Source organism: Pseudomonas sp. S2_F07, assembly GCF_054668325.1.
Genome location: NZ_CP162758.1, coordinates 1,880,183 through 1,906,938, shown reverse-complemented (window position 1 = coordinate 1,906,938; position 26,756 = coordinate 1,880,183). Strand labels below are relative to the sequence as shown.

Below are 26,756 nucleotides of genomic sequence, written 5' to 3'. Positions count from 1 at the left end.
CAATCGATCATTCACTGGTAAGGGCCGTGACCGGGTCGAGTCGGGCAGCCTTGCGGGCCGGCATATAGCCGAAAACGACACCGGTGACCAGGGCGCAGCCGAAGGCGCCCAGCACCGCTATCAGGGAGAACGCGACAGCGACTTCGCTGAAAATCAGCACGCCACCGACGATCAGCGCCAGGGCAATCCCGGTGAGGCCGCCCACCACCGAGAGCATCACCGCTTCGGTGAGGAACTGGCGCAGGATGTCGCGCTGGCGGGCACCGGTGGCCATGCGGATACCGATCTCGCGAGTCCGTTCGCGCACGGTCATGAGCATGATGTTCATCACGCCGATCCCGCCCACCAGCAGCGAGATCGCCGCAATCGAACCAAGCATCATCGACAGGGTGTTTTGCGTGCGCGCCTCGGCCTGGATCATCGCCGCGTTGTTGGTCAGTTCGAAGTCGTGCTTGCCGTCGTGCAGGCGCAGCATCAGTTGCTCGATGGCTTTTTCGGTCTCCTTGACCTTGCGCGCATCGGCGGCGGCGATGGCGATGTACTCGGGATTGTGGGTGCCGAACAGGCGCACGCTGGCGGCGGAGTAGGGGATGGCGATGCGGTCGTCGCTGTCGGTGTCACCGGAGCTGGCACCTTTTTCCGCGAGCACGCCGACCACCTGGAAGGGGACGTTTTCGATGAGGATGTACTGACCGATCGGGTTGGTCACGTCCTTGAGCAATTTGCTCCGCACCTTGTGCCCGATCACCGCGACCGCCGCGGCGTTCTGTTCATCGGCGTGGGTGAAGTAGCTGCCTTCGACCACCGGCCAGTTGAAAATCGCCGGGAAGTTGGTGTCGTTGCCGCCGACGTAGCTCAAGTGGTCGAGGTTACCAAAACGCACCCCGGCCTCTTGGCCGTTGACCGGCATGATCCGCATCACCTGGGGCAGGCTGGCAATCGCGGCGACCTCATCGAGGGTGACGATGCCCATGGGCGTGCGCGGGTTGGGCGCCGAGCCGCTGAGATAAATGATGTTGGAACCGAACGCGCCCATCTGCGCCATCACCTGGCGCTTGCTGCCTTCGCCCACGGCCAGCATCACCACCACCGAGGCCACACCGATGATGATCCCGAGCAGGGTCAGGGCGGTGCGGAACTTGTTGATCCACATCACTCGCCACGCCGCGTGCACGGCATCGACCAATTCGCCTTTCCAGGCGCCGGTGGCTTCGGCGCCTTCGCTCAGGCGTCTGCGCAAATCGACGGCTTGCAGGGCGCCGGGGTTGGCCGGGTTTTGCGCGGCGGGATTGTCCCGGGCGCTGTCGCTGATGATCTCGCCGTCGCGAATTTCGATGATGCGTTTGGCCCGGGCCGCCACTTCCCGGTCGTGGGTGATGAGGATCACCACATGGCCCTGGCTCGCCAGTTCGTCGAGCAGGGCCATGACTTCGGCGCCGCTGTGGCTGTCGAGGGCGCCGGTGGGTTCGTCGGCCAGGATGATGTGGCCGCCATTCATCAGCGCGCGGGCAATCGACACCCGTTGCTGCTGCCCGCCGGAGAGCTGGTGCGGGCGGTTGCCGGTGCGCGAAGCCAGGCCGAGGCGCTCGAGCAGGGCGGCGGCTCGGGCGTGGCGTTCGGCGGCGGGCAAGCCTGCGTAGATCGCCGGCATCTCGACGTTTTCCTGGGCTGAACCGGACGGAATCAGGTGGTAGCCCTGGAACACAAAACCAAAGGCTTCACGCCGCAGCCAGGCCAGTTCGTCACTGTCCAGGGCCGCGACGTTTTCCCCGGCGAAGCGGTATTCGCCCGAGGTCGGTCGGTCGAGGCAGCCGAGGATGTTCATCAGCGTCGACTTGCCGGAGCCGGATGCACCGACAATCGCCACGAACTCCCCGGCATGGATCGACAGGTCGATGCCACGCAATACGTGAACTTCAGGCGCGTCGCCACCGCCGTAGGCTTTGCGGATGTCCGAAAGGTCGATCAGGGGCGTGTGCATTCAGCCGCCACTCCCGTCGACGGGACCGATCAGCAGGTGATCGCCCTCCTGCAGGCCGTCGAGGATCTGTACCCGCAGGCGGTCGCTGATGCCGGTGCGCACGTTGCGCTGTTCGATGCTGCCATTGCTGGCGACTACTTGCGCGGTCTGCCGGTCTGATTGCGAGCCTGCCTGCAGGGCTGTGATGGGGGCGGTGAGTACGTTCTGCGCCTGATTGGCGACGAAAAATACCTGGGTGGTCATTTCCGCCATCAAGGCGTTGTCGGCGTTGTCGACGTCCAGCAACACGGTGTACAGCACCACGCGGGCACTCCCGCTTTTGCTGGTGCTGGCGGGGCTGCCGCCGCCCTGGCTGGTCTGGTCCAGGGGCTTGGGCGGGACGGGCAGGATTTGCCGCACGGTGCTGGTCCAGCGCCGGGCGCCGCCGCTCAGGGTGGTGAACCAGGCGTGCATGCCGGGTTTGACGTGGCCGATGTCGGCCTCCGAGACCTCGGCCCACACGGTCATCGGCGACAGCTTGGCGATGCGCAGGATCAGCGGCGTTTGTTGCTGGGCGTTGAGGGTCTGGCCTTCCCGGGCATCCAGCGCCACTACGGTACCGGCCATTGGCGCATAAATCCGCGTGTAGCCGAGCTCCGCCTGGTCGCTGCGCAGGCTGGCTTCGGCCTGGCGGATCTGCGCCTGGAACATGTCGACCCGTGCCTGGGTGGCGCGCAGTTCGGCCTGGGCGGTCTGCACGTCTTCTTCACGGGTGGCGCCGCCGGCGGCGAGGTTCTGTTGACGCTGGTATTTCTGCCGGGCCAGGTCGTGTTGCGCCCGCTGTTCCTGCAGCTGCGCCTTGAGGTTTTCGACGGAGAAGCGCCCGGCATCGAGTTTGGCCTGTTGCGTGGAGGGGTCGATTTCCACCAGCAACTGGCCTTCCTTGACCACATCGCCGACTTCCACATGGATCTTCTGGATCTGCCCGGATGCCTGGGCGCCGACGTCGACATAGCGCCGCGGTTGCAGGGTGCCCAGTGCCGTTACGCTGCTTTCAATGTCGGCGCGGCTGACCTGGACGGTGACCAGCCCGTCGCGGCCCGGGGGGATGAACTGCCAGGCGGCGACGGCAGCCACGGGGATCAGACAAAGTGCTGCAAGCAGGGCGCGTCGGGTCTGTCGGGGACGTTTCATGCGGGGTTCCGGCCTGGGAAAATCGGCCCGTCGTTCAGCCGCGGGACGATAGCTGAACGCTGCCGGCAGGGCCGGACAGGGACGGGGAGCTGTCCTGTAAACGATGAACCCGACGGGAAATTTAACCGGCGACACAAGGTGTAACACCTGTAGGAGCTGCCGAAGGCTGCGATCTTTTGATTTTCGACGTAGCTGAAAACGCTAAAGATCGCAGCCTGCGGCAGCTCCTACCCTCAGAGCGGTGCACAGCCGCTAGACCATGACTATTTATCGGGCAAGTCGAAGCAGTACTTTAAATCTATATGAGAATTACTATAAATTACGCGACTCGAACTGCCACTATCGTGCCACTGTGTGATTCAGCAGTCGCCGAAAGGGCTCAAGGACAGAAACCGCACCCCCGTGCGGACGGGAGTCATGTTGGAAAACTACTATCGCGAACTGGTGTGTTTCCTGAACGCCAGGCTGGGCAACCGTCAGGTGGCCGAAGATGTGGTGCATGACGCTTATCTGCGGGTCCTGGAGCGTTCCAGTGATACGCCGATCGAGCAGCCCCGGGCATTCCTTTATCGCACCGCCCTGAACCTGGTCATCGACGACCATCGACGCAACACCCTGCGACAGGCCGAACCCCTGGACGTACTCGACAACGAAGAGCGCTATTTCACCCCTTCGCCGCTAAACGTGCTCGATCATGGCCAGCGCCTGGAAATGCTCCAGAGTGCCCTGGCGGAGTTGCCGAGGTTGTGCCGCGAGAGTTTCCTGCTGCGCAAGATCGAAGGCCTGTCCCATCCGCAGATTGCCGAGCAACTGGGCATTTCCCGGGCAATGGTCGAGAAGCACATCGTCAACGCCATGAAGCATTGCCGTATACGGATGCGACAGTGGGACGCCCAGTGATCCCGCGCGGTTAAATTTTTTTTCACGGTCCTCGTTCCTACTCAACAGACGACCTGTTGTGCGGCCCTTGGCGGGTCAGGTCACTTAGGTTCAATGCCCCGTCTTTGAGGGGAACATCCAGAGGACACTGGACATGACACAGGCAATTGCTTCGCCCCTCGTTCACGACCTGATCGGCGTCGGTTTCGGCCCGTCGAACCTGGCACTGGCCATCGCGCTGCAAGAGCGCGGGGCGAGCCAGGGCAACCTGGATGTGCTGTTCCTCGACAAGCAGGCCGACTACCGTTGGCACGGCAACACCCTGGTGACCCAGAGCGAGTTGCAGATTTCCTTTCTCAAGGACCTGGTGACCCTGCGCAATCCGACCAGCCCTTACTCGTTCGTCAATTACCTCAAGGCCCACGGGCGCCTGGTGGACTTCATCAACCTGGGCACCTTCTATCCGTGCCGCATGGAGTACAACGACTACCTGCGCTGGGTTGCCGGGCAGTTCATCGCGCAAAGCCGCTACGGCGAAGAAGTGCTGACCATCGAGCCGGTGCTGCACAACCATCAGGTCGAGGCGTTGCGGGTGATTTCCCGCGATGCGAGCGGGCATCAACAGGTGCGCACCACCCGTTCGGTGGTGGTCAGCACCGGTGGCACGCCACGCATTCCCGAGGTGTTCAAGGCACTCAAGGATGACGGCCGGGTGTTCCATCACTCCCAGTATCTGGCGCAGATGGCCAGGCAGCCGTGCGTGGACAACCGGCCGATGAGCATCGCGATCATCGGTGGCGGGCAAAGCGCGGCAGAGGCCTTCATCGATTTGAACGACAGCTTCCCGTCGGTGCAAGTGGACATGATCCTGCGCGGCTCGGCACTCAAGCCGGCTGACGACAGCCCCTTCGTCAATGAAGTGTTCTCACCGGAGTTCACCGACCTGGTGTTCCAGCAGCCCGACAGCGAGCGCGAACGACTGGTCAACGAGTACCACAACACCAACTACTCGGTAGTGGACATCGACCTGATCGAGCGCATCTACGGCATCTTCTATCGGCAGAAAGTCTCGGGCATCGCCCGTCATGCGTTCCACACCCTGACCACTATCGAAAAGGCCACCGCCAACGAGCGGGGCATTGAACTGGTGTTGCGCAACAACGCCACCGGCGAAGTCTCGGTGCGTCACTACGACGCCGTGGTGCTGGCCACCGGTTACGAGCGGCAGATGCACCGCAAGCTGCTGGCACCGCTGCAAGAGTACCTGGGGGATTTCGAGGTCGATCGCAACTACAAGCTGATCACCGATGAACGCTGCAAGGCCGGCCTCTACATGCAGGGGTTTTGCCAGGCCAGCCATGGGTTGAGCGACACCTTGCTGTCGATCCTGCCGATTCGTGCCGATGAAATTGCCGGCTCGTTGTATGAGCATGGCAAGCATCGCGGGCATGGGCGGGCGGTGGTGGATTTGTTGTTGGCGACGGCCAGCTGAGTTCTACGGCGACTGACAGGCCGCCATCGCGAGCAAGCTCGCTCCCACAATGGACCTGTGTTCACAGGACTACTGTGGGAGCGAGCTTGCTCGCGATGGGGCCATTGAAATCACCAAAATCACTCAATCCTGAACCCTTCCTGAAGAACCCCGCGATACCCCCGGCCAAGACTTTGTAACGGGTTTACTCCCCAAACATCGGGGCGTAAGCTTCGCGCGTTTTCATCCATTACGGAGACCCACAGTGGGTACTTGTTCGAGTGACAGTTGTCGGCCGGTCTCGGTAACCGGCATTTTCTCGGCAAGATAACGCGCAGTCTCCTGTGCCGTTGTCTCGCCGACAAGCGAGCAGCGGCATCCCGATCATGGCCAGTCCCGGCCGTGTCCCGACGTCCCTCTCATCGACGCTGAACAGTGCGTGGTTTCGACTTTTTTGTCGTGGCCGCCGCTCTATCGACACGCCTGTCATTCGTGACCGGCGTGCCAGGCCTTGCTTTGCCGGTTGTTCCGGCGGCAGCGGCGTGGACTTGCCTGCTCGACGGTTTCCCGGCTGACCAAAGGGGCTCCAGCCATGAAACTTACCCTCAAGGAATTCTTCGCAGGTTTCCTGCGTACCCGCCACATCGCCCGGCACTTCCGTCGCCTGGCGTTGCTGGAAACCTTCACCGACACCACGGTCAGCCGTGAAGTCCCACCCACCCTGGCGCAAACCCTGGTGGCCGCTGCCGGTAGCGACACCGGTCAATTGCTCAACACCCTGGGCAGTCACACCGACGGCTTGAGCGAACTCGAAGCCGATGTCCTGCGCGAGCAATTCGGCCTCAATGAAGTCGAGCACGAACAACCGCTGCCGTGGTGGACGCACCTGTGGCACTGCTACAAGAATCCGTTCAACCTGCTGCTGACCTTGCTGGCGGTCATCTCCTGGCTGACCGAAGACCTGAAAGCCGCCGTCGTGATTTTCTCCATGGTGGTGCTCTCGACCTTGCTGCGTTTCTGGCAGGAAACCAAATCCAACCAGGCTGCCGATGCCCTCAAGGCCATGGTCAGCAACACCGCCACGGTGATGCGCCGGGACCTTGAGGACCGTGGCGCGCAGCGCATCGAATTGCCGATCAGGCAACTGGTGCCGGGCGACCTGATCGTGCTGTCGGCCGGTGACATGATTCCCGCCGATTGCCGGGTGCTCAGCGCCAAGGACCTGTTCGTCAGCCAGGCGGCCATGACCGGTGAATCGATGCCGGTGGAAAAATTTTCCCGCCAGCAGGATCGCGACACGCGCAATCCGCTGGACCTGGACAACATCCTGTTCATGGGCACCAACGTGGTGTCCGGCACGGCCATGGCGGTGATACTCACCACGGGCAACAGCACCTATTTCGGTGCCTTGGCCCAGCGCGTCGGCGCCACTGACAGGGCGCCGACTTCGTTCCAGACCGGGGTCAACAAAGTCAGCTGGCTGCTGATCCGCTTCATGTTCGTGATGGCGCCGCTGGTGTTGTTCATCAACGGTTTCACCAAGGGCGACTGGACCGAAGCGCTGCTGTTCGCGCTGTCGATTGCCGTGGGCCTGACCCCGGAAATGCTGCCGATGATCGTCACCTCGACCCTGGCCAAGGGCGCGGTGTTCCTGTCGCGCAAGAAAGTCATCGTCAAACGCCTCGACGCCATTCAGAACTTTGGCGCCATGGACGTGCTGTGCACCGACAAGACCGGCACCCTGACCCAGGACAAGATCTTCCTGGCGCACAACGTCGACGTCTGGGGCAACGCCTGCGATGACGTGCTGGAAATGGCCTACCTCAACAGTTACTACCAGACCGGCCTGAAAAACCTGCTGGATGTGGCGGTGCTCGAACACGTCGAGATCCACCGTGAGCTGAAAGTCGGCACGGCGTTTCGCAAGGTCGACGAGATCCCGTTCGACTTCACCCGCCGGCGCATGTCGGTGGTGGTCGCCGAGCGCGATCAGCCGCACTTGCTGATCTGCAAGGGGGCTGTGGAAGAGGTGCTGGCGGTGTGCTCGCGTGTGCGCCATGGCGAAGTCGATGAAGCCTTGACCGAAGAACTGCTGGCGCGAATCCGTCAGGTCACGGCCACCTTCAACGCCGAAGGCTTGCGGGTGGTGGCGGTGGCGGCACGGCCAATGGTCGAAAGGCGCGACACCTACAGCCTGGCCGATGAACAGGCACTGACGCTGATCGGTTACGTGGCGTTTCTCGATCCGCCGAAAGAAAGCACCGCGCCCGCCCTCAAGGCTCTGGCCGCCCATGGCGTGGCGGTGAAAGTGCTGACCGGCGACAACGAACTGGTGACGGCGAAGATCTGCCGCGAAGTCGGCCTGGAACAGCAAGGCCTGCTGATGGGCAACGACATCGAACGCATGAGCGATGCCGAGCTGGCGAAGGCGGTGGAGACCACCAACGTCTTCGCCAGGCTGACGCCGTCCCACAAGGAGCGCATCGTCCGGCTACTCAAGGGCAACGGCCATGTGGTCGGTTTCATGGGCGACGGCATCAATGACGCCCCGGCCCTGCGCACCGCCGACATCGGTATTTCGGTGGACAGCGCGGTGGACATCGCCAAGGAAGCGGCCGACATCATCCTGCTGGAAAAAAGCCTGATGGTGCTGGAGGAGGGCGTGCTGGAAGGGCGCCGGACCTTCGCCAACATGCTCAAGTACATCAAGATGACCGCCAGTTCGAACTTCGGCAACGTGTTCTCGGTGCTGGTGGCCAGTGCGTTCATCCCGTTCCTGCCGATGCTGCCGATGCACCTGCTGGTGCAGAACCTGCTCTATGACATTTCGCAGATCGCCATCCCGTTCGATAACGTCGATGACGAAATGCTCAAGCAGCCGCAGCGCTGGCAACCGGCGGATGTCGGGCGCTTCATGCTGTTTTTCGGGCCGATCAGTTCGATCTTCGACATCTCCACCTTCGCCTTGATGTGGTACGTGTTCGATGCCAACACCCCGGATCACCAGACCCTGTTCCAGTCCGGCTGGTTCGTGGTCGGGCTGCTGACCCAGACCCTGATCGTGCACATGATCCGCACGCCGAAGATCCCGTTCCTGCAAAGCCGCGCGGCCATGCCCTTGCTGGTGATGACCGGATTGATCATGGCCGTGGGGATTTTCCTGCCGATGGGACCGCTGGCCCATTACTTCAAATTGCAGGCGTTGCCGTCGCTGTACTTCGTGTTCCTGCCGGTGATCCTGCTGGCGTACATGGCGCTGACCCAGGCGGTGAAGGGGTTCTACATCCGCCGGTTTGGCTGGCAATAAGGCCGCGAGGCTGGCCCGTCAACGCAACCCCTGTGGGAGCGAGCTTGCTCGCGATGACTGAGTGTCAGTCGATATCCATGTCAACTGATACACCGCTATCGCGAGCAAGCTCGCTCCCACAGGGGATCGTGTGTTTTTCAAGGGATTCATCATGCAAGCACTTAACAACCTCAACCTGAGCTCCCTGCTCGACACCCTGGTCAGCCTCGGCGCGGCCTTCATCCTCGGCGGCCTGATCGGTTTCGAACGCCAGTACCGGCAGCGCACCGCCGGCCTGCGCACCAATGTGCTGGTGGCGGTGGGCGCGGCAATTTTCGTCGACATGGCCACCCGGCTAGGCGGTGCCGAAGGCGCCGTGCGGGTCGTAGCCTACGTGGTTTCCGGCATCGGCTTTCTCGGTGCCGGGGTGATCATGCGCGAAGAGGGCAATGTGCGCGGCCTCAATACCGCCGCCACGCTCTGGACCTCGGCGGCGGTCGGTGCCTGCGCCGGCGCCGACCTGCTGGCCGAGGCGCTGCTTGGCACATTGTTCGTGCTGGCGGCAAACACGCTGCTGCGGCCGATCGTCAACAACATCAACCGTCAGCCGCTGGATGTGATTTCGGCGGAAGTCACCAACATCGTCTATGTCATTGCCCGGCGTACGCAGCAGAAAACCGTGCTGGCCTTGCTCGAAGCCGAGCTTGCGCGCTGCAACTATCCGGCCAGCGATGTCGACGTGCATGCCTTCGGTACGGATGAAATTGAAATCGAAGCCACCCTGGCGACCACCTCGGTCGATGGTGATGAACTGGATGAGCTGGTGGCACGGATTTCGGCCTCGTCCCTGGTGGTGCAGGCGTTCTGGAGTCCGAGTACCACGGAGTAAAGGTCAGGAGGTGCGATTGCGTTTCTCTGGCAGAGTCAGATTAACCGGAACTTATTTAGGAAAATTCCTACATAAACCTAGGAAGGTCTTCCGTAGGCTTTGCGACCTCTTGAAACCGACATCCTTTTGGAGGTCACCATGCCGAACAAATCCTTGCGCATCCTGATCGCCGATGCGCAGCACTTCAACCGTCTGCGGATCGAGCGGCTGCTCAATCAGCTCGGCTACTTTCGCGTGGCACCGGTGCAGAGTCTCGAAGAGCTCCTTCCTCTGGTGGAGTACGGTTGCGAACCTCTGGACCTGGTGCTCATCAATGGAGCGATGGCCAGTGAAGGGCTGGACTTGTTGAATTTCTTTCTCGACAACCCGCAGGTAAATCACGCGTTTATCTTCAATGAACGGCAGGCGTCGTTGCCGTCAGGCGTGGGCAACGTCCAGGTCAGCCAGGCCGCCCTGCCTGACCTGGCGTGCATTACGCAGTTGATGAGCGTCGTCAATCGTCGGCTACCGTTCGTCGGAACTGTCATTTCTGTCAGGTAGTTCTTTCCAGCCTTCCATGCAAAAGTCTATGCGCAGCGTTGTGCCCAACCGCTGCGGCGCCTGGAGGGCATTTTTTGCCCGATCGTGTTGTTTTGCACGGGAGTTGTCATGAAGTCAGCACTGATTGTGGAAGATCATCCGGTGGTTCGCTCCATGATCAAACTCGTACTCAAGGGGGAAGGGTTCAAGCAAGTATATGAAGCCTCCCGTGGCGATGAGGTCCTGGCGTTGGTCCGGGAGCATCAGCCGGATGTCGTGCTGCTTGATCTGGGCCTTCCTGGTGTGGCGGGGCTTGAGGTGATGGACCGAATCAAGGCCGAAAACACGCGATGTCGCGTGGTGGTGTTCACTTCACTGGAGGCCCAGTTCTATCAGGACCGCTGCATGCGTGCCGGGGCTGTTGCCTATGTTTCCAAGAGCAAGGACCTGGATGACTTGAAGGCAGCGGTGAATTCCGTGATGGCCGGCTACACCTATTTCGCCCAGATCCCCTCGAGCTCCGTGTCGATGGGGGAGTTGCAACGCAGCGAAAAGCAGTTGATCGAAAAGCTCTCCAATCGTGAGTTGACCATTTTGCAGTACCTGGCCCGGGGTTCAAAAAACCTGGAAATCGCCGAGATCATGCACCTGAGCTACAAGACCGTCAGTACCTACAAGACCCGACTCACCCTCAAGCTCAATATGAACTCGTCGGTGCACTTGAGGGATTTCGCCCTGCGCAATCATCTGATCTGAATGAACGCACTCCGACGACTGGCAGGTGGGGTGTTGATTGGCCTTCTTCTTTGGGCATCGACGGCCTGTGCGCAACAGTCGTTGACCCTGTTGGGGCGCTCGAGTGTCGAGGGCCTGAGCGTCAGATTGTCGCAAACCGAGTTGCGCTGGCTGCAGCAAAAGGGCCGATTGGTGCTGGCCGTCTCGGCGCCGGACTATCCCCCCTTCGAGTTCAACACGGCGGGCAAGGTGTTCGAAGGCGTGACCGCCGATTACGCCGGGTTGCTCGAACAATTGTTGAACGTTGTCATCGAGGTCCGGCGTTATCCGTCGCGCGCCGACGCGGTGCAGGCGATCAAGGAGGGGCGGGCAGACCTGTTGGGAACGGCCAATCGGTTTGAAGCCGAAGATCCACAGCTGCAGATGTCCAGTGCCTATGCGGTCGATCAACCGGTGCTGGTCACCCGCACCGATTTCCCTCCGGTGCTCGACCCGACACTGGCCGGCAAGCGGCTGGTGATGCTGTATCACTACCTGCCCGAATACAGCGTGCAACAGTTCTATTCCAGGGCGCAGGTCCAGTTGTTTCCCTCGACACTGGCGGCAATGGGCGCCGTGGCGTACGGTCAGGCCGATGTCTACCTGGGGGATGCGATCAATGCCCATTACCTGATCAGCAAGAATTATCTGGATAATGTGCGACTGACGGACTTCTCGCCCATGGAGTCCGGGCGTTTTGCCTTTGCGATGGACCGCGACAACGATTCGCTGTTGCGCATCGTCAACAAGGCGCTTGCGGCCATCAGCACCAATGAGCAAATGAACATCCTGCGCCGTTGGGGGGCAAACGAGGTGTCTATCCCCGGCACCCAGTCCTTGCAATTGAGCGTGGCCGAACAGCGCTGGCTTGAGCGCCACCCGCGGGTGAAGGTCGCGATCAACGAAAATATCCCGCCCATTTCATTTATCGACAGCGAAGGCAGGTTTCGCGGGATTGGCATCGATGTGCTGGCGAAAATCAGTTTGCGCACCGGCTTGCAATTTGACATCCAGGGCATGAAGTCGGTGGCCCAGATGATGACCGCCATCAAGAGCGGGCAAATCGATGTGCTGGCCGGTATCGGCCTCAGTTCCCAGCGTGAAGATGAGTTGCTGTTCACCCGCGCGTTCCTGAGCAGCCCTTCGGTGCTGGTGACCCGCGTTGACACGGAAAGCCCCAGGACGCTGGATGATATGGCAGGGCGACCCCTGGCACTGACCCAGGGCAACATTGTTGGCGAGTACCTTCGCCAGCATTACCCGTTGATCCAGCTGGTGGATGCGCCCCTGTCGACGGACGCCATGGAAATGGTCGACCAAGGCAAGTCCCAGGGCGGCATCAACTCCTTGATCAGCGCCCGTTACCTGATTTCCCGGCAGTATCGCGATCGCCTGCAAGTGACCAGCACCGTGGGCACCGACCCTGCACGAAGCACCCTGGCGACCAGTCGCGGGGCCACCGAGCTGCATTCGATCCTGGACAAGGCGCTGTTGAGCATCCCTCCCGAAGAAATTGACGAGCTGACCCAGCCCTGGCGCTATGACGCGATGGTCGAGCAGAGTTACTGGCTGCGACACCGGCAGGCGATCGTGCAGGCATTTGCGGTGGCGGGTGTCTTGCTGTTGCTCGCGTTGGCGGGGATTGTCTGGCAGCGTCGGCAGATTCGCCAGCGTCAGCAATTGCTCGGGCAATTGCAGGAAGCCAAGGACGCGGCGGACGACGCCAACCGGGCCAAGACCACGTTCCTGGCCACCATGAGCCATGAAATCCGCACGCCGATGAACGCGCTGATCGGCATGCTCGAACTGGCGCTGAAGCGGGCCGATGAAGGGGAGACCGACCGCGCCGCCATTGAGGTGGCGTCCAACGCCGGGCAACAATTACTGGATTTGATCGGTGACATTCTGGACGTTGCCCGGATCGAATCCGGGCATTTGTCGCTGGCGCCGGAGCGGGTCAATCTGCAGTTGCTGGTGACTTCGGTCTGCCGGGTTTTCGAAGGGCTGGCGGTGCAGAAGAGTCTGCAGTGGCGGGTCGAGCTCGACGAACACAGTGACCGTGACGTGATGCTCGACCCCACGCGCTTCAAACAGGTGTTGTCCAACCTGCTGAGCAACGCGATCAAGTTCACCCGGGAGGGCCAGGTAAGCCTGACGCTGCGAGTGCGACCTCAAGCCCCGGCGCACCTCGCCGTCAGCGTACGCATCGAAGACAGCGGCATCGGCATCAGCGCTTTCGACCAGCAACGTCTGTTCAGCCCGTTCGTGCAGGCAGACAACAACCAGCAGAGCGCCCGGCAAGGTTCCGGCCTGGGGCTGGTGATCAGTCGGACTCTGTGCGAAATGATGGGCGGCCGGTTGCAACTCGACAGTGAGCTCGGGCGCGGGACTCGGGTGGACATCAGCCTGGTGCTGCCTGTCCTGCAAGCGTTACCCGCGGGGGGCAAGCCCCTGGATTCGGCGCAGCTGACGACCCGGCCGTTGTCGATTCTGGTGGTCGACGATTATCCGGCCAATCGCCTGTTGCTCTCGCGGCAGCTGAGCTATCTCGGCCATCGCGTAGTGCTGGCCGAAGACGGGGCGCAGGGGCTTGAACAGTGGCGCGGGCAAGGGTTCGATCTGGTCATCACCGACTGCAACATGCCGCGGCTCAGTGGTTACGAATTGGCGGGTGCGATACGTGAGCAAGAGCGGGTGCAGGGGCTGTCATCAACATTGATTCTGGGCTTTACCGCCAATGCACAGGCCGAGGAGAAGGCCCGATGCCAGGCGGCGGGCATGGACGATTGCCTGTTCAAGCCCATTCGCCTGGTGGATTTGCAGGCGTGGCTGGCCCAGCGGTTTTCCAGCGTACCCTCAACGGCTACCGACGACCATGGCGTCTGCGAGTTTGACTTGAGCGGGCTGGAACGCTATGCGGATGCGGACCGTGAGCTGATCGATCAACTGTTGCACGACCTGGCGCTATCCAACCGCGAGGACCGCGTGCATTTGCTCGCCTTGCACACCGGCGGCAATCGCCCGGGCTTGCAGGAACTGGCACACCGGATCAAGGGTGGAGCGCTGATGGTGCGAGCCCACGCCCTGGTCGAGTGTTGCGAACAACTGGAGCAGGCGTGCAACGACGGCCGCGCGGCAATGATCGACGACGCCGTCGACCGGTTGCAGCAGGCCATGGCCCGCCTGGACCGGCGTCTGGAGCAGGATTGAGGCTCAATCCCAGTTCGGTGCGATGCCTTTCGGGCTGGTCAAGCGGTGGCCGCGATCTAGCGATGCGATCAGGGCCATGTCGGCCTCGCTCAAGGTCAGTTCGCGAGCCTTCAAGTTGCTTTCAAGGTTGGCCCGGCGCGTGGACGACGGGATTACCGCGTAACCCGATTGCATGGCCCAGGCCAGGGTGACCTGCGCCGGAGTCGCGTGCAGGCGTTCGGCGATCTGCTGGATGAGCGGGTTCTTGAGGACTTCACCGTAAGCCAGGGTCATGTACGAGGTGATGCCGATGCCCTGGCTGCGTGCGAACTCGACGACCGCAAGGTTTTGCAGGTAGGGGTGCAGTTCGATCTGGTGGGTGGCGATGTGCTCGGCACCGATGGCCGCGACTGCCTGTTTCATCAGGTCGATGGTGAAGTTGGACACACCGATCTGCCGGGTCAGGCCCAGGCGTTTGGCCTCGAGCAGGGCGCCCATGAATTCTGCGACCGGCACCTGATCGTCCGGCGACGGCCAGTGGATCAGGGTCAGGTCCAGGTAGTCGGTCTGCAGTTTGCGCAGGCTTTCTTTCAGGCTGTCGATCAGGCGATCACCGGCCAGGTTGGCGACCCAGATCTTGCTGGTGATGAACAGCTCTTCCCGGGCGATAGCGCTGGCGGCGATAGCCTCGCCGACTTCAGCTTCGTTCTCGTAGATTTGTGCGGTATCGATCACCCGGTAGCCGAGCGCCAGGGCGGTGCTCACCGAATCGATGACCACCTGGCCTTGCAAGCGAAAGGTACCCAGGCCGAAGGCGGGAATGGACATTGATGACTCCAGGGGTTGCAGTGGGAATGGGCGGCAGTATCCGCGCCTGCATCCGTGAGAAAAACCGCTGGAGCGGCAAAGCAATGTTTACCGCAAGTCATGAATTGGGGGCAGGAAGATGTGTTGATGGTGTCTGGTCCGACGCCATCGCGAGCAAGCTCGCTCCCACATTGGATCTATTTGCACCACAAATCCCCTGTGGGAGCGAGCTTGCTCGCGATAGCCATCACTCGGTCCAAAGCCTTACCCCCGACCCTAAGCAATATCACTACGACTGAACTCCTCCCCGAGAAAATCGATCAACGTGCGTACCGAGGGCAGCAAGCCCCGGCGCGAGGGGAAGATCGCATGGATGACACCGCTCTTCGGTGCCCAGCCCGGCACCAGTTCCACCAGTTGCCCGGCGGCGATTTCATCGCGCACCACCACACTGGGCAGGTGCACGATGCCGATCCCGGCGAGTGCCGCGTGGCGCAAGGCCAACAGGTCATCGGTGACCATGCGCGGGGCATGCCGGATCATCGCGGTACTGCCGTCGGCCCCGAACAGTTCCCACTGATATTCGCGCTGCGCCGCGCCCCAGTGCAGGCTCGGCAAGCCGCTGAGGTCGGCCGGGGAGGCCGGTGTCGACAGGTGCGATAAAAAGGCCGGGCTGCCGACCACGCTCTGGGTGCTGTTACCCAGCACCTTCATCACCATGTCGGTGTTCTCCAGCGGCGGAAAGCGTACCCGCAGGGCAATGTCGAAGCCTTCGTGAATCAGGTCGACGCGGCGATTGGTGCTCTCGATGAACAATTCCACCAAGGGGTACTTGAGCATATAGCGGGTCAGCATCGGCCCGACCCAGGAATTGAGCAGCGCCGTCGGGCAACTGACACGCACCAGGCCCTGGGGCTCTGAGCGATTGCGCTCGATCAGTTCGGCAGCGCTTTCCGCCTCCACCCGCATGGCCAGGCAGCGCTGGTAATAGGCCTGGCCGATTTCCGTCAACGAGCAATGCCGGCTGGTGCGGTGCAGCAGGCGCACGCCGAGGCGTTCTTCAAGCTCGGCGATACGTCGACTGAGCTTGGACTTGGGCATGTCCAGTGCCCGGCCGGCCGCGGCAAAACCGTGATGCTCCACCACCTGGGTGAAGTAGTAGAGGGTGTTGAGGTCTTCCACCATCGTTCTCCAAATAGAACGCTAAAGCTGATTTTTGCAGTCTAGCGCAGCAAAGGTCATGGTTTTAAGCTTTGTCCATGGCTTCACTCACCTCATCAGGAGACACCATGAAAAACATCATCGGTATCTACACCAGTCCACGGACCCATTGGGTGGGCGACGGTTTTCCGGTTCGCACGCTGTTTTCCTACGACAACCTGGGCAAACACATCAGCCCGTTCCTGCTGCTGGATCACGCCGGCCCCGCTGAATTCACCCCGACCAGCGAGCGACGTGGCGTTGGTCAGCATCCTCACCGTGGCTTCGAAACCGTGACTATCGTTTACAAGGGCGAACTGGAGCACCGGGACTCCACCGGCAGTGGCGGCAAGATCGGCCCCGGCGATGTGCAATGGATGACCGCGGCCTCGGGGATCCTGCATGAAGAGTTTCACTCCGAAGGTTTCGCCAAAAGCGGTGGCACCCTGGAGATGGTGCAACTGTGGGTCAACCTGCCGGCCAGGGACAAAATGGCCGACCCCGGCTACCAGACGATTCTCGACCGTGACATCCCGGCCATCGCCTTGAAGGACAACGCCGGCAGCCTGCGCCTGATCGCCGGTGCGTTCGACGGCCACAAGGGCGCGGCGCGCACCTTCACCCCGGTCGACGTGTGGGACATTCGTTTGAATGCTGGCAAATTGCTCACCCTTGACCTGCACGAAGGGCGCAACACCGCACTGGTGGTGCTGCGCGGCACGGTTCAGGTAAACGGCCAGGAATCGGTGCGCCAGGGGCAACTGGCGCTGTTCGACCGCAAGGGCGACCGGATGACCCTCGAAGCCAGCGAAGACGCGGTGGTGCTGTTGCTCAGCGGCGAGCCGATCGACGAGCCGATCGTCGGTCATGGGCCGTTCGTGATGAACACCGAGCAAGAAATCCACCAGGCCTTTGCCGACTTCCAGTCCGGCCAGTTCGGCCGGATGCACGCTTAATTCGCAGCGCTTTTACACCCGACTCTACACAGGATGAGTAGGCCGGTTTTCAGGCCAGGGATGGCTGTTGCCCAAAAGAAAGAGGAAACGCACATGAACACTGTCTACGCGGCCAACTTCAACGGCCAGAAGCCGACCATCGACCCCAACGACAGCGCGATGCTGTTGATCGATCACCAGAGCGGACTGTTCCAGATCGTCAAGGACATGGACGTGCCCCAACTACGCGCCAATGCCATTGCCCTGGCCAAGGCCGCGACCCTGCTGAAGATGCCGGTGATCACCACCGCTTCCGTTCCCCAGGGGCCGAACGGGCCGTTGATCCCGGAAATCCACGAGGCCGCACCCCATGCGCAATACGTGGCGCGCAAAGGTGAAATCAACGCCTGGGACAACCCGGAGTTTCACGCGGCGGTCAAAGCCACCGGCAGGAAAACCCTGGTGATCGCCGGCACCCTGACCAGCGTGTGCCTGGCGTTTCCATCCATCGCCGCCGTGCATGAAGGCTACAAGGTGTTTGCCGTGGTCGACGCCTCCGGCAACCACTCGAAACTGGCCACTGATCTGACCGTTGCCCGCCTGGCCCAGGCCGGGGTGGTGCCGATCGACATCATGGCGACGCTCTCTGAGCTGCAAGGCTCGTGGAACCGTCCGGATGCCGAGCAGTGGGCCGCTGTCTACGCCCAGGCCATGCCGCATTATCAATTGCTGATCGAGAGTTACCTCAAGGCCCAGCAAGTGGCGAACGAACACGAGGCGCTGGACTCCCAGCGCTGACCGGTGACCCCACGCCGATTTCCACTCGGCATCGATAACACGCGAGGACTACTGCAATGACCACTTCCTACAAGCGTCTGGACAAGGACAACGCCGCGGTTCTGATGGTTGATCATCAGGCGGGCCTGCTGTCACTGGTGCGCGACATCGACCCGGATCGATTCAAGAACAACGTGCTGGCCCTGGCCGACCTGGCCAAGTACTTCAAGCTGCCGACCATCCTCACCACCAGTTTCGAAACGGGCCCTAACGGACCGCTGGTGCCCGAACTCAAGGCCCTTTTTCCGGACGCGCCATACATCGCTCGCCCGGGCCAGATCAACGCCTGGGACAACGAAGATTTCGTCAAGGCGATCAAGGCCACCGGCAAGAAGCAACTGATCATCGCCGGTGTGGTGACAGAAGTGTGCGTGGCCTTCCCGGCGCTTTCGGCCCTGGCCGAAGGCTTTGAGGTGTTCGTGGTCACCGACGCGTCCGGCACCTTCAACGAACTGACCCGCGAATCGGCGTGGAACCGTATGACCGCTCAGGGCGCGCAACTGATGACCTGGTTCGGCCTGGCCTGTGAACTGCACCGCGACTGGCGCAACGATGTCGAAGGGTTGGGCACATTGTTCTCCAACCATATTCCGGATTACCGCAACCTGATGACCAGTTACAGCGCGCTGGCAAACAGCAAGTAATCCAGCCAACACGCTTTCCCCTGTGGGAGCGAGCCTGCTCGCGATGACGGTAGAACAGGCACTGATGTAGTGACTGTCAGTCCGCCATCGCGAGCAAGCTCGCTCCCACAGGTTTTTTGGGTGTCCAGCCAGACGTGTTCAACCAGCCAAATCAATTCCACCTACACTGACGCCAATCCATGCGATCTTCGCGTTATTGGCCCTGGCTGGAGTTGTTAGATGCTGTCATTGCTCACCGAACACCCGCTGATTTGCGCGATGGCGCTGATCCTGATCGATCTTGGGTTGTGGTACTTGCTCAGTGCCTTTGGCAGCGCCTGGCGGCTGTTGGTGCGGGTGGTGATTTTCTCGTTGTTCAGCCTCTTGCTGTTCAACGAAGGCCTGAACCCGATGGAGCCGCCGCCCTGGCCTGACAACGTACCCTTGCATCTGGCGGCCACCGGCTTGCAGATCGGCTGGTGGTTGTTCGGTGCGCGAACCCTGACCGTGCTGATCGGCGCGGTGATGATGCAGCGGGTCGGGCATACCGGGCGATTACTTCAGGATCTGCTCGGTGCGGTGATTTTCCTGATCGCGGTGATTGCCGCCCTGGCCTATGTGCTGGATCTGCCGGTCAAGGGCGTGCTGGCGACGTCCGGTGCGTTGGCGATCATCGTCGGCCTGGCCTTGCAAAGTACCCTCAGCGACGTGTTTTCCGGGATCGTCCTGAACACCACCAAGCCCTATCAACTGGATGACTACATCTCCATCGATGGCATGGAAGGCCGGGTCACCGACATCGACTGGCGCGCCACGCGCCTGCAGACCGCCCAGGGTTGCATGGCGGTGATACCCAACTCCCTGGCCGCCAAGGCCAAGATCATCAATTTCAGTCGGCCGAGCGATATGTTCGGCATCTCCGTTTCGCTGGAAGTGAGCCCCCACGCGCGGCCGAACACGGTGATCGAAGCCCTGGAACGGGCCATGCAGGGTTGCCGCTTTCTGCTGGAGACACCGTCGCCGAGTGTCGGCATGAAAACTGCCGGTAACACCGGCGTGGTCTATGAAATCAGCGGGTTTGTCGCGCAGATGGACCAGAAGCGTTCGGTGCGCAATCAACTGTTCGACCTGGCCTACCGGCACTTGCAGGCGTCCGGCGTCAACCTGCTATCGAGCGTGGAGCCCAATCCGCCGGGCAACCTGTCGCGACCCCGGGCATTGCTCGACAGCTCGCCGATTTTCTCTACCCTGCGCCAGGAAGAGAAAGACACCTTCAGCCAGAACATGACCTTGCAATCGTTCCGCGCCGGGGAAACGATCCTGGAGGCGGGGGAGGTCAGTGATCACCTGTTCATCATCGAGTCCGGGGTGGTGACGGTGACGCTGACCCGGCACGGCGTACCTTTCGAGTCCGGGCGCATGGGGCCGGGGGAAGTGATAGGCGAGGCCGGGATCCTGGAGGACAGCTCGGTGCCTGCACGGTTTACCGCCAAGACCTTCTGTGGCCTGTACCGCATCGAAAAGTCCTACCTCAAGCCATGCCTGGATGCCCGTCAAGACATCAACGATGCAATGAAAACCTTGCTCGATTACCGGCTGCACAAGGCGAAAACCCTGACTCAGGACCTGCCGGTGGCGCAGGTGAAGAAGGGCTTTTTGCAGTGGTTGCGCAATCGCGGGTAGGTCACGGCGACTTTTTACTCCTATGCCGGGTGGTCAAAACTACGTGAGTTGGTGAAAAAAATGCTGAATCATTAATTACTGCTTATGCAGAAAATTCATAATTTTCGGTTTTATATTATTTTAAAGACTAAAAAACTGTCATTTATACCAGTTCTTACGGTTTGTGTTTGCGCGTAACGTTTTACCTGAATTAAATTTTTAATTGAGTGGGTAAAGCAAATGCACAATCAAGAAGTTTTGTCGGTTATACATCAGTTTTATAGTCTTGAGCGTCCTGTGTGGATGATGAACTCGGGTCTGGATAAAGGGGTTAATCACGATAGAAAAACTCTGAATATTGTTATTTCAGCAGGCGCAACTATACGTTTTCGGCAGAAAACTCCGATGAGCAATCCTTCCGCTAGTTTAAATTTATTAAATGATGATAGTAAAAATGAAAAACATGCAGAAATAACAGCTCAGTGGCAATCGCTTGTAGCAAGTGTGCCTTCAGTTCCATTTGTGACTACGCGCTATACGGACAAGCCAGGAGAGTTGACTGAGGTTGAAATTGAAGTTAGCGGGGGATGGAAGTTTTTACCGGTTTATACAGAGGCCATACCGGACAGTTCTTTTCTTTCATTGTGGGATCAGTCAGAGGCTGAATTTGCATTGTTTAGTTCTGTCTATATGAATATTTTGATTCCAGCAAAAGACAAGGATGCAGTGAAAGCGTTGAGTCAGAATGTTGGTTTGCAGCACTTGGTGAACTATTATAATGGTCTTTTTGAATATTATAATCACTTGGAAGGGCTTTCATTTACACCGGATACACCAGAAAATAAGAATATTCCTAATCGTTTTTTTATGAAAGCAGACAAATCTGCCAGCCCCTTCGCCTATTATTCTGGCGGATGGACGGCGGTTGCTGCGGACTCAGTTGCTGATTTTTCTTTGGATACCAAGCCGACCAATTGGGGAGCCTTGCACGAGATAGGGCATGGTTATCAAGGCGCGTTTATGTCTAACAGTTCCTTGGTAATGGGGGAGGTTTGGAATAATGTTTTTGCAGCAAGTTATCAGCACAAGTTTATGGGGGAGGATGTTTATCGAGATGGTTGGTTGTATGACGGTGGGGAACAGAATCTTTATTCAAGGGCGATGACAGAGTTCGACAGTGAAAGACCTCTTGATATATATATGGCATTGTTTTTTTTGATGCTGGTATTTCACCGTGCAGGTGAGCAATGCCTTGTTCAGTTTCATAAGCGTTATCGGAAGCTGTGCAACAGCGTCGGATTTTCACTTGCGGATAACCCCATGATGGATCATTTGAGCCGTACTGCCATTGATGTCGCTGATTCGGATGTGTCTGCGTTCATGGAGCATGCGAACATCGAACTGAGCCAGCGGCAAATTGATGAAAACTCATATAGCGGGGCTACTCCAGTCTATCCGCTTTATGCACTTGTGCCTGCAAGCATGATAGAGCCTCTTCAGCAACTGTTGGCGGTGAGGAGCCCTCTGCATTTGGTCAGTGCGGCACAGCTGGCGGCGGTAACTGATTTGACGGGAAGTGTGACCTTGAAGTTTGATTCGGATGTGTTCGGAGAAGTGGTCGGGCAGATGCTTGTTCTAAAGAGTGGTAGTGGTAAATCTCGGTGTGTAAAAATTGATCAACTGAGCGTGTCTGTACTCGATTTGCCAGTAGGGGTATATGCCTTGCAGTTGCCTTTCGCAGCAAACGGAGAATATCAGCCAACCAGTCGATATGTAATCGTCAAACAAGGGTCGACTAGCTACGATTGCATTTATTTCCGTAAGCATGCCAGCTCTCTTGCCGATCAAAAAATCATGCTTGGCGGATTCTATGGTGATTTTTGCACTATTTCTGTGGCAGTTTCGCTCGGAAAATTGATGGTGGATGTAATTCTGGAGGTACCGCATGAATATGCCGGAGCAAAGTTATATGGGCAGGTGACAGTACGTAATATGCAAGGTTTGGTGGTTTTTGATCGGCAAATGATGGGGGATAAAACAGAGTTGTTTTCTCAGGAGATACCCATCGAGCCAGGATTTTCCATTGAGATTTTTCATGAAGAACCTTCACGTATGAAATCTACTGGTAGTGATGCATCGAAGGTTATTGATGATGCAAAAAAAACCAATCATTTGAGAGTGACTGAGCAAGGACTTGTGAATGTTGAGCTGACCACTAATGCAGGTGCCAATCTGCAAGCAGAAATGGAAAAAAAATCTACACTTTTTGAACAGTCTCCTCATTTGGTGTTACGTGAGGCGTCTCCATTGAAAAAGGATTTTGAGCTGGCCATTAATTCGTTTTCCGGACCTGTGCGTGACGAGTTGTTGATGCGTTACAAAAAAATAGAGTTTGTTCGTCCTCCAGTTAGCGATGGTGTTGGTGGTGCGAGAATTACTTGGCTTCTCAAAGGATACTACGATCAAGTTGTCGGGTATGTGAAGTTTGACTTTGATGATAACGTCGTTAGGTTTGAATTCTTTAAGGTTGTCCCTCACATGTATGTTGCTTCGGTGTACCTGGCTGTTGCCCTGAAGTCAGCCGATGGTGGAGTTCGTTATCTTCGTGAACTGCGTGGCGATGTTTTGGCGGAGGCGGAGTCGGTAGTGCTGCCCTTGAACATAGACGATACCGTCAGTGTCATGCACAAAGAACCCTCGCGTAGCGTTATGGAGGCGGACGCCAACGGCCGATGGATTAATACGGGGCTTGTACAACATGTGACCAATAGAGGGCTACGTAGATTGGAACTGGCCAGTTATTGGCCAGCGGCAACGACGGATTCTGAGCCTGGCGGTGCTTGAAGCCTTCACCTCCAACCATAGTATCTCCCACAGTAGATTTGTGAATGATGCAGATCTAGTGTGGGAGTAACTTTCTTCACCATGCCACTCGCGCTGCAAATCTGCAGCCAACCGTGGTGTTCGGAGTAGAGGTTGTGGACTTGCCGGCTCAAATAGCACTTTCTTTCAAGAAAGCACAGCCAATGGCCTCCTCGACTTTTGAAAGATTGGCTATTTGTGCAGACCGGTCGTGGCACTAACGTAGTGACACACCCATTTGCCCTGGAACACACCATGAAAACCCGGATCGATTTCTACACCGCTTCCCCTGATGCCCTCAAAGCGATGATCGCCCTGGAAACAGCAGTGTCGAAATTGCCACTGGAAAAAAACCTGATCGAACTGGTCAAGCTGCGTACCTCGCAAATCAACGGCTGCGCCTTTTGCCTGGACATGCACAGCGCCGATGCGCGCAAGGGTGGTGAGTCCGAGCGTCGCCTGGCGACACTGTCGGCCTGGCGCGAAACGCCGTTCTTCACCGAGCGTGAACGCGCCGCACTGGCCTGGACCGAATCCCTGACCCTGATCAGCCAGACCCACGCCCCGGACGAAGACTATGAACTGGCTAGCGCCCAGTTCGATGCCAAGGAATTGGTCGACCTGACCGTCGCCATCACCACCATCAACGCCTGGAACCGCCTGGCCATCGGCTTTCGCAAAATGCCCCAGGCCTGACCCGCAAAAACATCAATGAGCATCGGCACTCGGCGCGGCCGGTGGTTGCACCTTGCGCATCAGGGGCACCATCGCCGTGGCGATAATGAAGCAGACCATGATCATCAGGAACGCATCGCCATAGGTTTGCGTCTGGGCTTCGCGGTATGTCAGCAACCATAGCTGATGCAGGCTGGCAGTGACCCCTGCGTCACCGCTCTGGCCAAAGGCGGCAAAATTGTTGCCGACCTGGGACAGCCATTGGTTGAGTGCCTCGTTGGTGCTGTTGAGGTTCTCCGCCAACCGGGTGAAGTGCAGATTGGTGCGGTCGTTGAGGATGGTTGCGCACGCGGCGATGCCGATAGCCCCGCCCAGGTTGCGCATCAGGTTGAACAACCCCGACGCATGCTTTAGCCGCGCCGGTGCCAGGCCGCCAAGGGTCAAAGTCACCGCCGGTGGTACCGCCAATTGCTGGGCAATCCCGCGCAGGGCTTGCGGCAGCATCAATTCCTTGGCCCCCCAGTCATGGGTGATCGGGCTGAAATCCCACATCGATAACGCGAACAGCCCAAGGCCGGTCATCATGATCCAGCGCAGGTCGATGCGATTGGCCAGAAAGGCGTACAGCGGAATCGCCATGATCTGGAACACCCCGGTGGAGAAAACCGCCAGACCAATGTCCAGCGCTCCGTAGCCACGCACCCGGCCGAGGAACAGCGGCGTCAGGTAAATGGTGGCGAACAGGCCGATGCCGGTGACGAACGAGAAGAAACAGCCGAGGGCAAAGTTGCGATCCTTCAAGGCGCGCAGATCGACAATCGGATTGGCCACGTGCAAGGTCCGGCCGATGAATGCCAGTCCGGCCAGGCCGCTGATCCATGCGGTGGTCAGGATCGTGCGGTCGCTGAACCAGTTCCAGCGCGGGCCTTCTTCGAGGGTGTATTCCAGGCAGCCGAGGAACAGCGCCAGAAACACCATGCTCAAGTAATCCGCGCCTTTGAGCAGCGACAGTTCCGGCTGGTCGATTTTCACCAGCATCGGCACGGCCACGGCGACAAAGATGCCGGGGAGCAGGTTTATGTAGAACAGCCAGTGCCAGGAGGATATGTCGGTGATCCAGCCACCGATCACCGGCCCCAGGGTCGGTGCCAGGGACGCCACTGCGCCGATGGTCGCGGCGGCGATCACCCGTTGCTTGCCGGTGAAGAACACGAAGGCCGTGGTGAACACCAGTGGAATCATCGAGCCGCCCAGAAACCCTTGCAGGGCACGGAAGGCAATCATGCTCTGGATGTTCCAGGCCACGCCGCACAACAGGCTGGCCAGGGTAAAGCCCACCGCCGAGGCGCAGAACAGCCAGCGCGTCGAGAACACCCGGGACAGCCAGCCCGACAGCGGGATCACGATGATTTCGGCGATCAGGTAACTGGTTTGCACCCACGCGGTTTCGTCGGTGCCGGCGGAGAGCCCGCCGCCGATGTCACGCAACGAAGCCGAGACGATCTGGATATCCAGCAGCGCAATGAACATGCCGATGCACATGCTGGCAAAGGCGAAGACCTTGGTCGCCGTCGCCATGCTCGCGGCATTGAACGGTTGCGCCGGGGCGGCAAGGGCGCGACTCATGGCGCGCTGGCCATGGCTGGCGCCTCAGGCTCCTTGCGCGTGTCCACTTCAGCGGTCACCGACAACCCCGGACGCAGGTGGCCGAGCACACTGTCGGCCGGGTCGAGGTGAATCCGCACCGGCACCCGCTGCACGATCTTGGTGAAGTTGCCGGTGGCGTTTTCCGGCGGCAACACACTGAATTGCGAACCGCTGGCGGGGGCGAGGCTGTCCAGGTGACCATGGAATTCCTGCCCCGAGAGCACGTCGGCACGGATCACTACCCGTTGCCCCGGCACCATGTGTGCCAGTTGGTCTTCCTTGAAGTTGGCATCGACCCACAGGCCGCTGGTCGGCACCACCGAGAGCAATTGCGAGCCGGCCTGGGCATAGGCGCCGACCCGGGCCCGGCGATTGCCGATCACACCGTCGACTGGTGCCTTCAGTTCGGTGTAGCCGACATTCAATTGCGCCAGGTCGCGTTCCGCCTTGGCCTGGATCAAGGCGGCCCGGGCTTGTTGTTTCTGGGTGTCGATCACATTCAACTGGCGCTGCGCGGCCAGCAATTCAGCCTGGGCGCGGTTGCTTTGGGCCTGGGCCGTCTTGAACGTGGCGTTGGCCCGCTGGGCGCTTTCCACCGAGACGGCGTTGGTGGTCACCAGTTTTTTGTAGCGGCTATCGTCGTCCCGGGAGCGGGCGGTTTCGGCACCGGCGGCGTCGATGCCGGCACGGGCCTGGCCGATGACGGCCTGTTGCAGTTGTTCGGTGGCGTCGAGGTTGGCCAGCAAGGCCTCCTGGGCGGCCACTGCGCCTTCGGCCTTGGCCAGGTTGGCGCGGTAGTCGCGCGAATCGAGACGGATCAGCACATCGCCGGCCTTGACCTTCTGGTTGTCGGTCACCAGCACTTCGTCGATGTAACCCGCCACTTTCGGCCCGATCACCGTCACATCACCGCCGATGTAGGCGTCGTCGGTTTCCTCGATGAAGCGCCCGACGCTCCACCAATGCGCACCGTACACACCAGCCAGCATCAGTGCCGCGATGCCAACGGTTGGCAACAGCAGGCGTTTGAGCAGGGGAGGTTTTGCTGGTTTCACCGGGGCGTCCAGATCGGGTTCTACGGTGGACATGCTGGTCATGGAGGGGTACCTGTCGGGGCGGCGTTTAATTATGATGGATATAATATGATGTATGTAATATTTCGTGACAAGTGGTTTTTGCTGCCGGTCGTCAGGTGGAGTTCTGATCAGGAAGACTCATTCATGGCCACTGTCGAGATGCCGAGGATTTTTTTGCTGTTGTAGGCAGAGTCTTAGGGCGTTGTGGTCTGCCGCATAATTCGGAAACACCCTACACGCTCATTAGAAGCGTCCTATATCAACCATTGTC

General features: G+C 59.6%; 19 protein-coding genes. 13 read left to right on the top strand and 6 right to left on the bottom strand.

Annotated features, from left to right (window positions below):
- Positions 1-7 precede the first annotated feature (7 nt).
- Together AB4O40_RS08555 and AB4O40_RS08550 are read right to left on the bottom strand one after the other, a co-directional pair.
- A complete protein-coding gene (locus tag AB4O40_RS08555) occupies positions 8-1,981 on the bottom strand; it encodes a MacB family efflux pump subunit (protein WP_460054986.1) in 1,974 nt (657 codons plus the stop codon).
- Positions 1,982-3,154 carry an efflux RND transporter periplasmic adaptor subunit gene (locus AB4O40_RS08550; RefSeq protein ID WP_460054989.1) on the bottom strand — a complete coding sequence of 391 codons (1,173 nt, stop codon included), beginning with the start codon at positions 3,152-3,154 and terminating at the stop codon, positions 1,982-1,984.
- A gap of 417 nt (positions 3,155-3,571) precedes the next feature.
- On the opposite strand from AB4O40_RS08550, the gene AB4O40_RS08545 reads away from it, so the two are divergent.
- The 7 genes from AB4O40_RS08545 (at position 3,572) to AB4O40_RS08515 (ending at position 14,182) form a co-directional block, all read left to right on the top strand.
- Entirely contained in the window at positions 3,572-4,054 is a 483-nt protein-coding gene (locus tag AB4O40_RS08545; RefSeq protein ID WP_056722619.1) for a sigma-70 family RNA polymerase sigma factor, read from the top strand.
- A 133-nt stretch (positions 4,055-4,187) separates the two neighbouring features.
- On the top strand, positions 4,188-5,525 hold the full coding sequence (locus tag AB4O40_RS08540) for a lysine N(6)-hydroxylase/L-ornithine N(5)-oxygenase family protein (RefSeq protein ID WP_056722617.1): 1,338 nt from the start codon (positions 4,188-4,190) through the stop codon (positions 5,523-5,525).
- 571 nt (positions 5,526-6,096) lie between these two features.
- Positions 6,097-8,811 (top strand): magnesium-translocating P-type ATPase, encoded by a 2,715-nt coding sequence (gene mgtA / locus AB4O40_RS08535; protein WP_460054995.1) that lies wholly within the window; start codon positions 6,097-6,099, stop codon positions 8,809-8,811.
- Positions 8,812-8,962: 151 nt separating this feature from the next.
- Positions 8,963-9,679 carry an MgtC/SapB family protein gene (locus AB4O40_RS08530; protein WP_223541384.1) on the top strand — a complete coding sequence of 239 codons (717 nt, stop codon included), beginning with the start codon at positions 8,963-8,965 and terminating at the stop codon, positions 9,677-9,679.
- 138 nt (positions 9,680-9,817) lie between these two features.
- Positions 9,818-10,219, top strand: coding sequence for an ANTAR domain-containing protein (locus tag AB4O40_RS08525; RefSeq protein WP_414912817.1), 402 nt, complete (start codon positions 9,818-9,820; stop codon positions 10,217-10,219).
- A gap of 108 nt (positions 10,220-10,327) precedes the next feature.
- The gene (locus tag AB4O40_RS08520) at positions 10,328-10,954 is read left to right on the top strand and encodes a response regulator transcription factor (RefSeq protein WP_056722608.1); all 627 of its coding nucleotides are present in this window, start codon (positions 10,328-10,330) and stop codon (positions 10,952-10,954) included.
- Complete coding sequence (locus AB4O40_RS08515) at positions 10,955-14,182, top strand: transporter substrate-binding domain-containing protein (RefSeq protein ID WP_460054999.1); 3,228 nt, start codon at positions 10,955-10,957, stop codon at positions 14,180-14,182.
- Between the two features lie 3 nt (positions 14,183-14,185).
- On the opposite strand, the gene dkgB is transcribed toward AB4O40_RS08515, so the two are convergent.
- A complete protein-coding gene (gene dkgB, locus AB4O40_RS08510; protein WP_460055002.1) occupies positions 14,186-14,989 on the bottom strand; it encodes a 2,5-didehydrogluconate reductase DkgB in 804 nt (267 codons plus the stop codon).
- Between the two features lie 255 nt (positions 14,990-15,244).
- Positions 15,245-16,153 carry a LysR family transcriptional regulator gene (locus AB4O40_RS08505; protein WP_414917592.1) on the bottom strand — a complete coding sequence of 303 codons (909 nt, stop codon included), beginning with the start codon at positions 16,151-16,153 and terminating at the stop codon, positions 15,245-15,247.
- 104 nt (positions 16,154-16,257) lie between these two features.
- On the opposite strand from AB4O40_RS08505, the gene AB4O40_RS08500 reads away from it, so the two are divergent.
- From AB4O40_RS08500 to AB4O40_RS08475, 6 genes are all read left to right on the top strand, one after another.
- A complete protein-coding gene (locus AB4O40_RS08500) occupies positions 16,258-17,124 on the top strand; it encodes a pirin family protein (protein WP_460055005.1) in 867 nt (288 codons plus the stop codon).
- 93 nt (positions 17,125-17,217) lie between these two features.
- Positions 17,218-17,901, top strand: coding sequence for an isochorismatase family protein (locus AB4O40_RS08495; protein ID WP_056722596.1), 684 nt, complete (start codon positions 17,218-17,220; stop codon positions 17,899-17,901).
- A 56-nt stretch (positions 17,902-17,957) separates the two neighbouring features.
- A complete protein-coding gene (ycaC, locus tag AB4O40_RS08490) occupies positions 17,958-18,584 on the top strand; it encodes an isochorismate family cysteine hydrolase YcaC (protein ID WP_056722594.1) in 627 nt (208 codons plus the stop codon).
- A gap of 219 nt (positions 18,585-18,803) precedes the next feature.
- Positions 18,804-20,246, top strand: coding sequence for a mechanosensitive ion channel domain-containing protein (locus AB4O40_RS08485; RefSeq protein ID WP_460055009.1), 1,443 nt, complete (start codon positions 18,804-18,806; stop codon positions 20,244-20,246).
- A 219-nt stretch (positions 20,247-20,465) separates the two neighbouring features.
- Positions 20,466-23,069, top strand: a complete 2,604-nt coding sequence (locus tag AB4O40_RS08480; RefSeq protein ID WP_460055012.1) for a putative mucin/carbohydrate-binding domain-containing protein — start codon at positions 20,466-20,468, stop codon at positions 23,067-23,069.
- 273 nt (positions 23,070-23,342) lie between these two features.
- On the top strand, positions 23,343-23,783 hold the full coding sequence (locus AB4O40_RS08475) for a carboxymuconolactone decarboxylase family protein (protein ID WP_056722587.1): 441 nt from the start codon (positions 23,343-23,345) through the stop codon (positions 23,781-23,783).
- A gap of 12 nt (positions 23,784-23,795) precedes the next feature.
- Here the strand turns inward: AB4O40_RS08475 and AB4O40_RS08470 are convergent, their stop codons facing one another.
- Together AB4O40_RS08470 and AB4O40_RS08465 are read right to left on the bottom strand one after the other, a co-directional pair.
- Entirely contained in the window at positions 23,796-25,388 is a 1,593-nt protein-coding gene (locus AB4O40_RS08470; protein ID WP_056722586.1) for a DHA2 family efflux MFS transporter permease subunit, read from the bottom strand.
- Positions 25,385-26,506: an HlyD family secretion protein gene (locus tag AB4O40_RS08465; RefSeq protein ID WP_460055016.1), complete on the bottom strand. Its 1,122-nt coding sequence runs from the start codon at positions 26,504-26,506 to the stop codon at positions 25,385-25,387. Before AB4O40_RS08465 ends, AB4O40_RS08470 begins: the two co-directional genes overlap by 4 nt.
- Positions 26,507-26,756 lie beyond the last annotated feature (250 nt).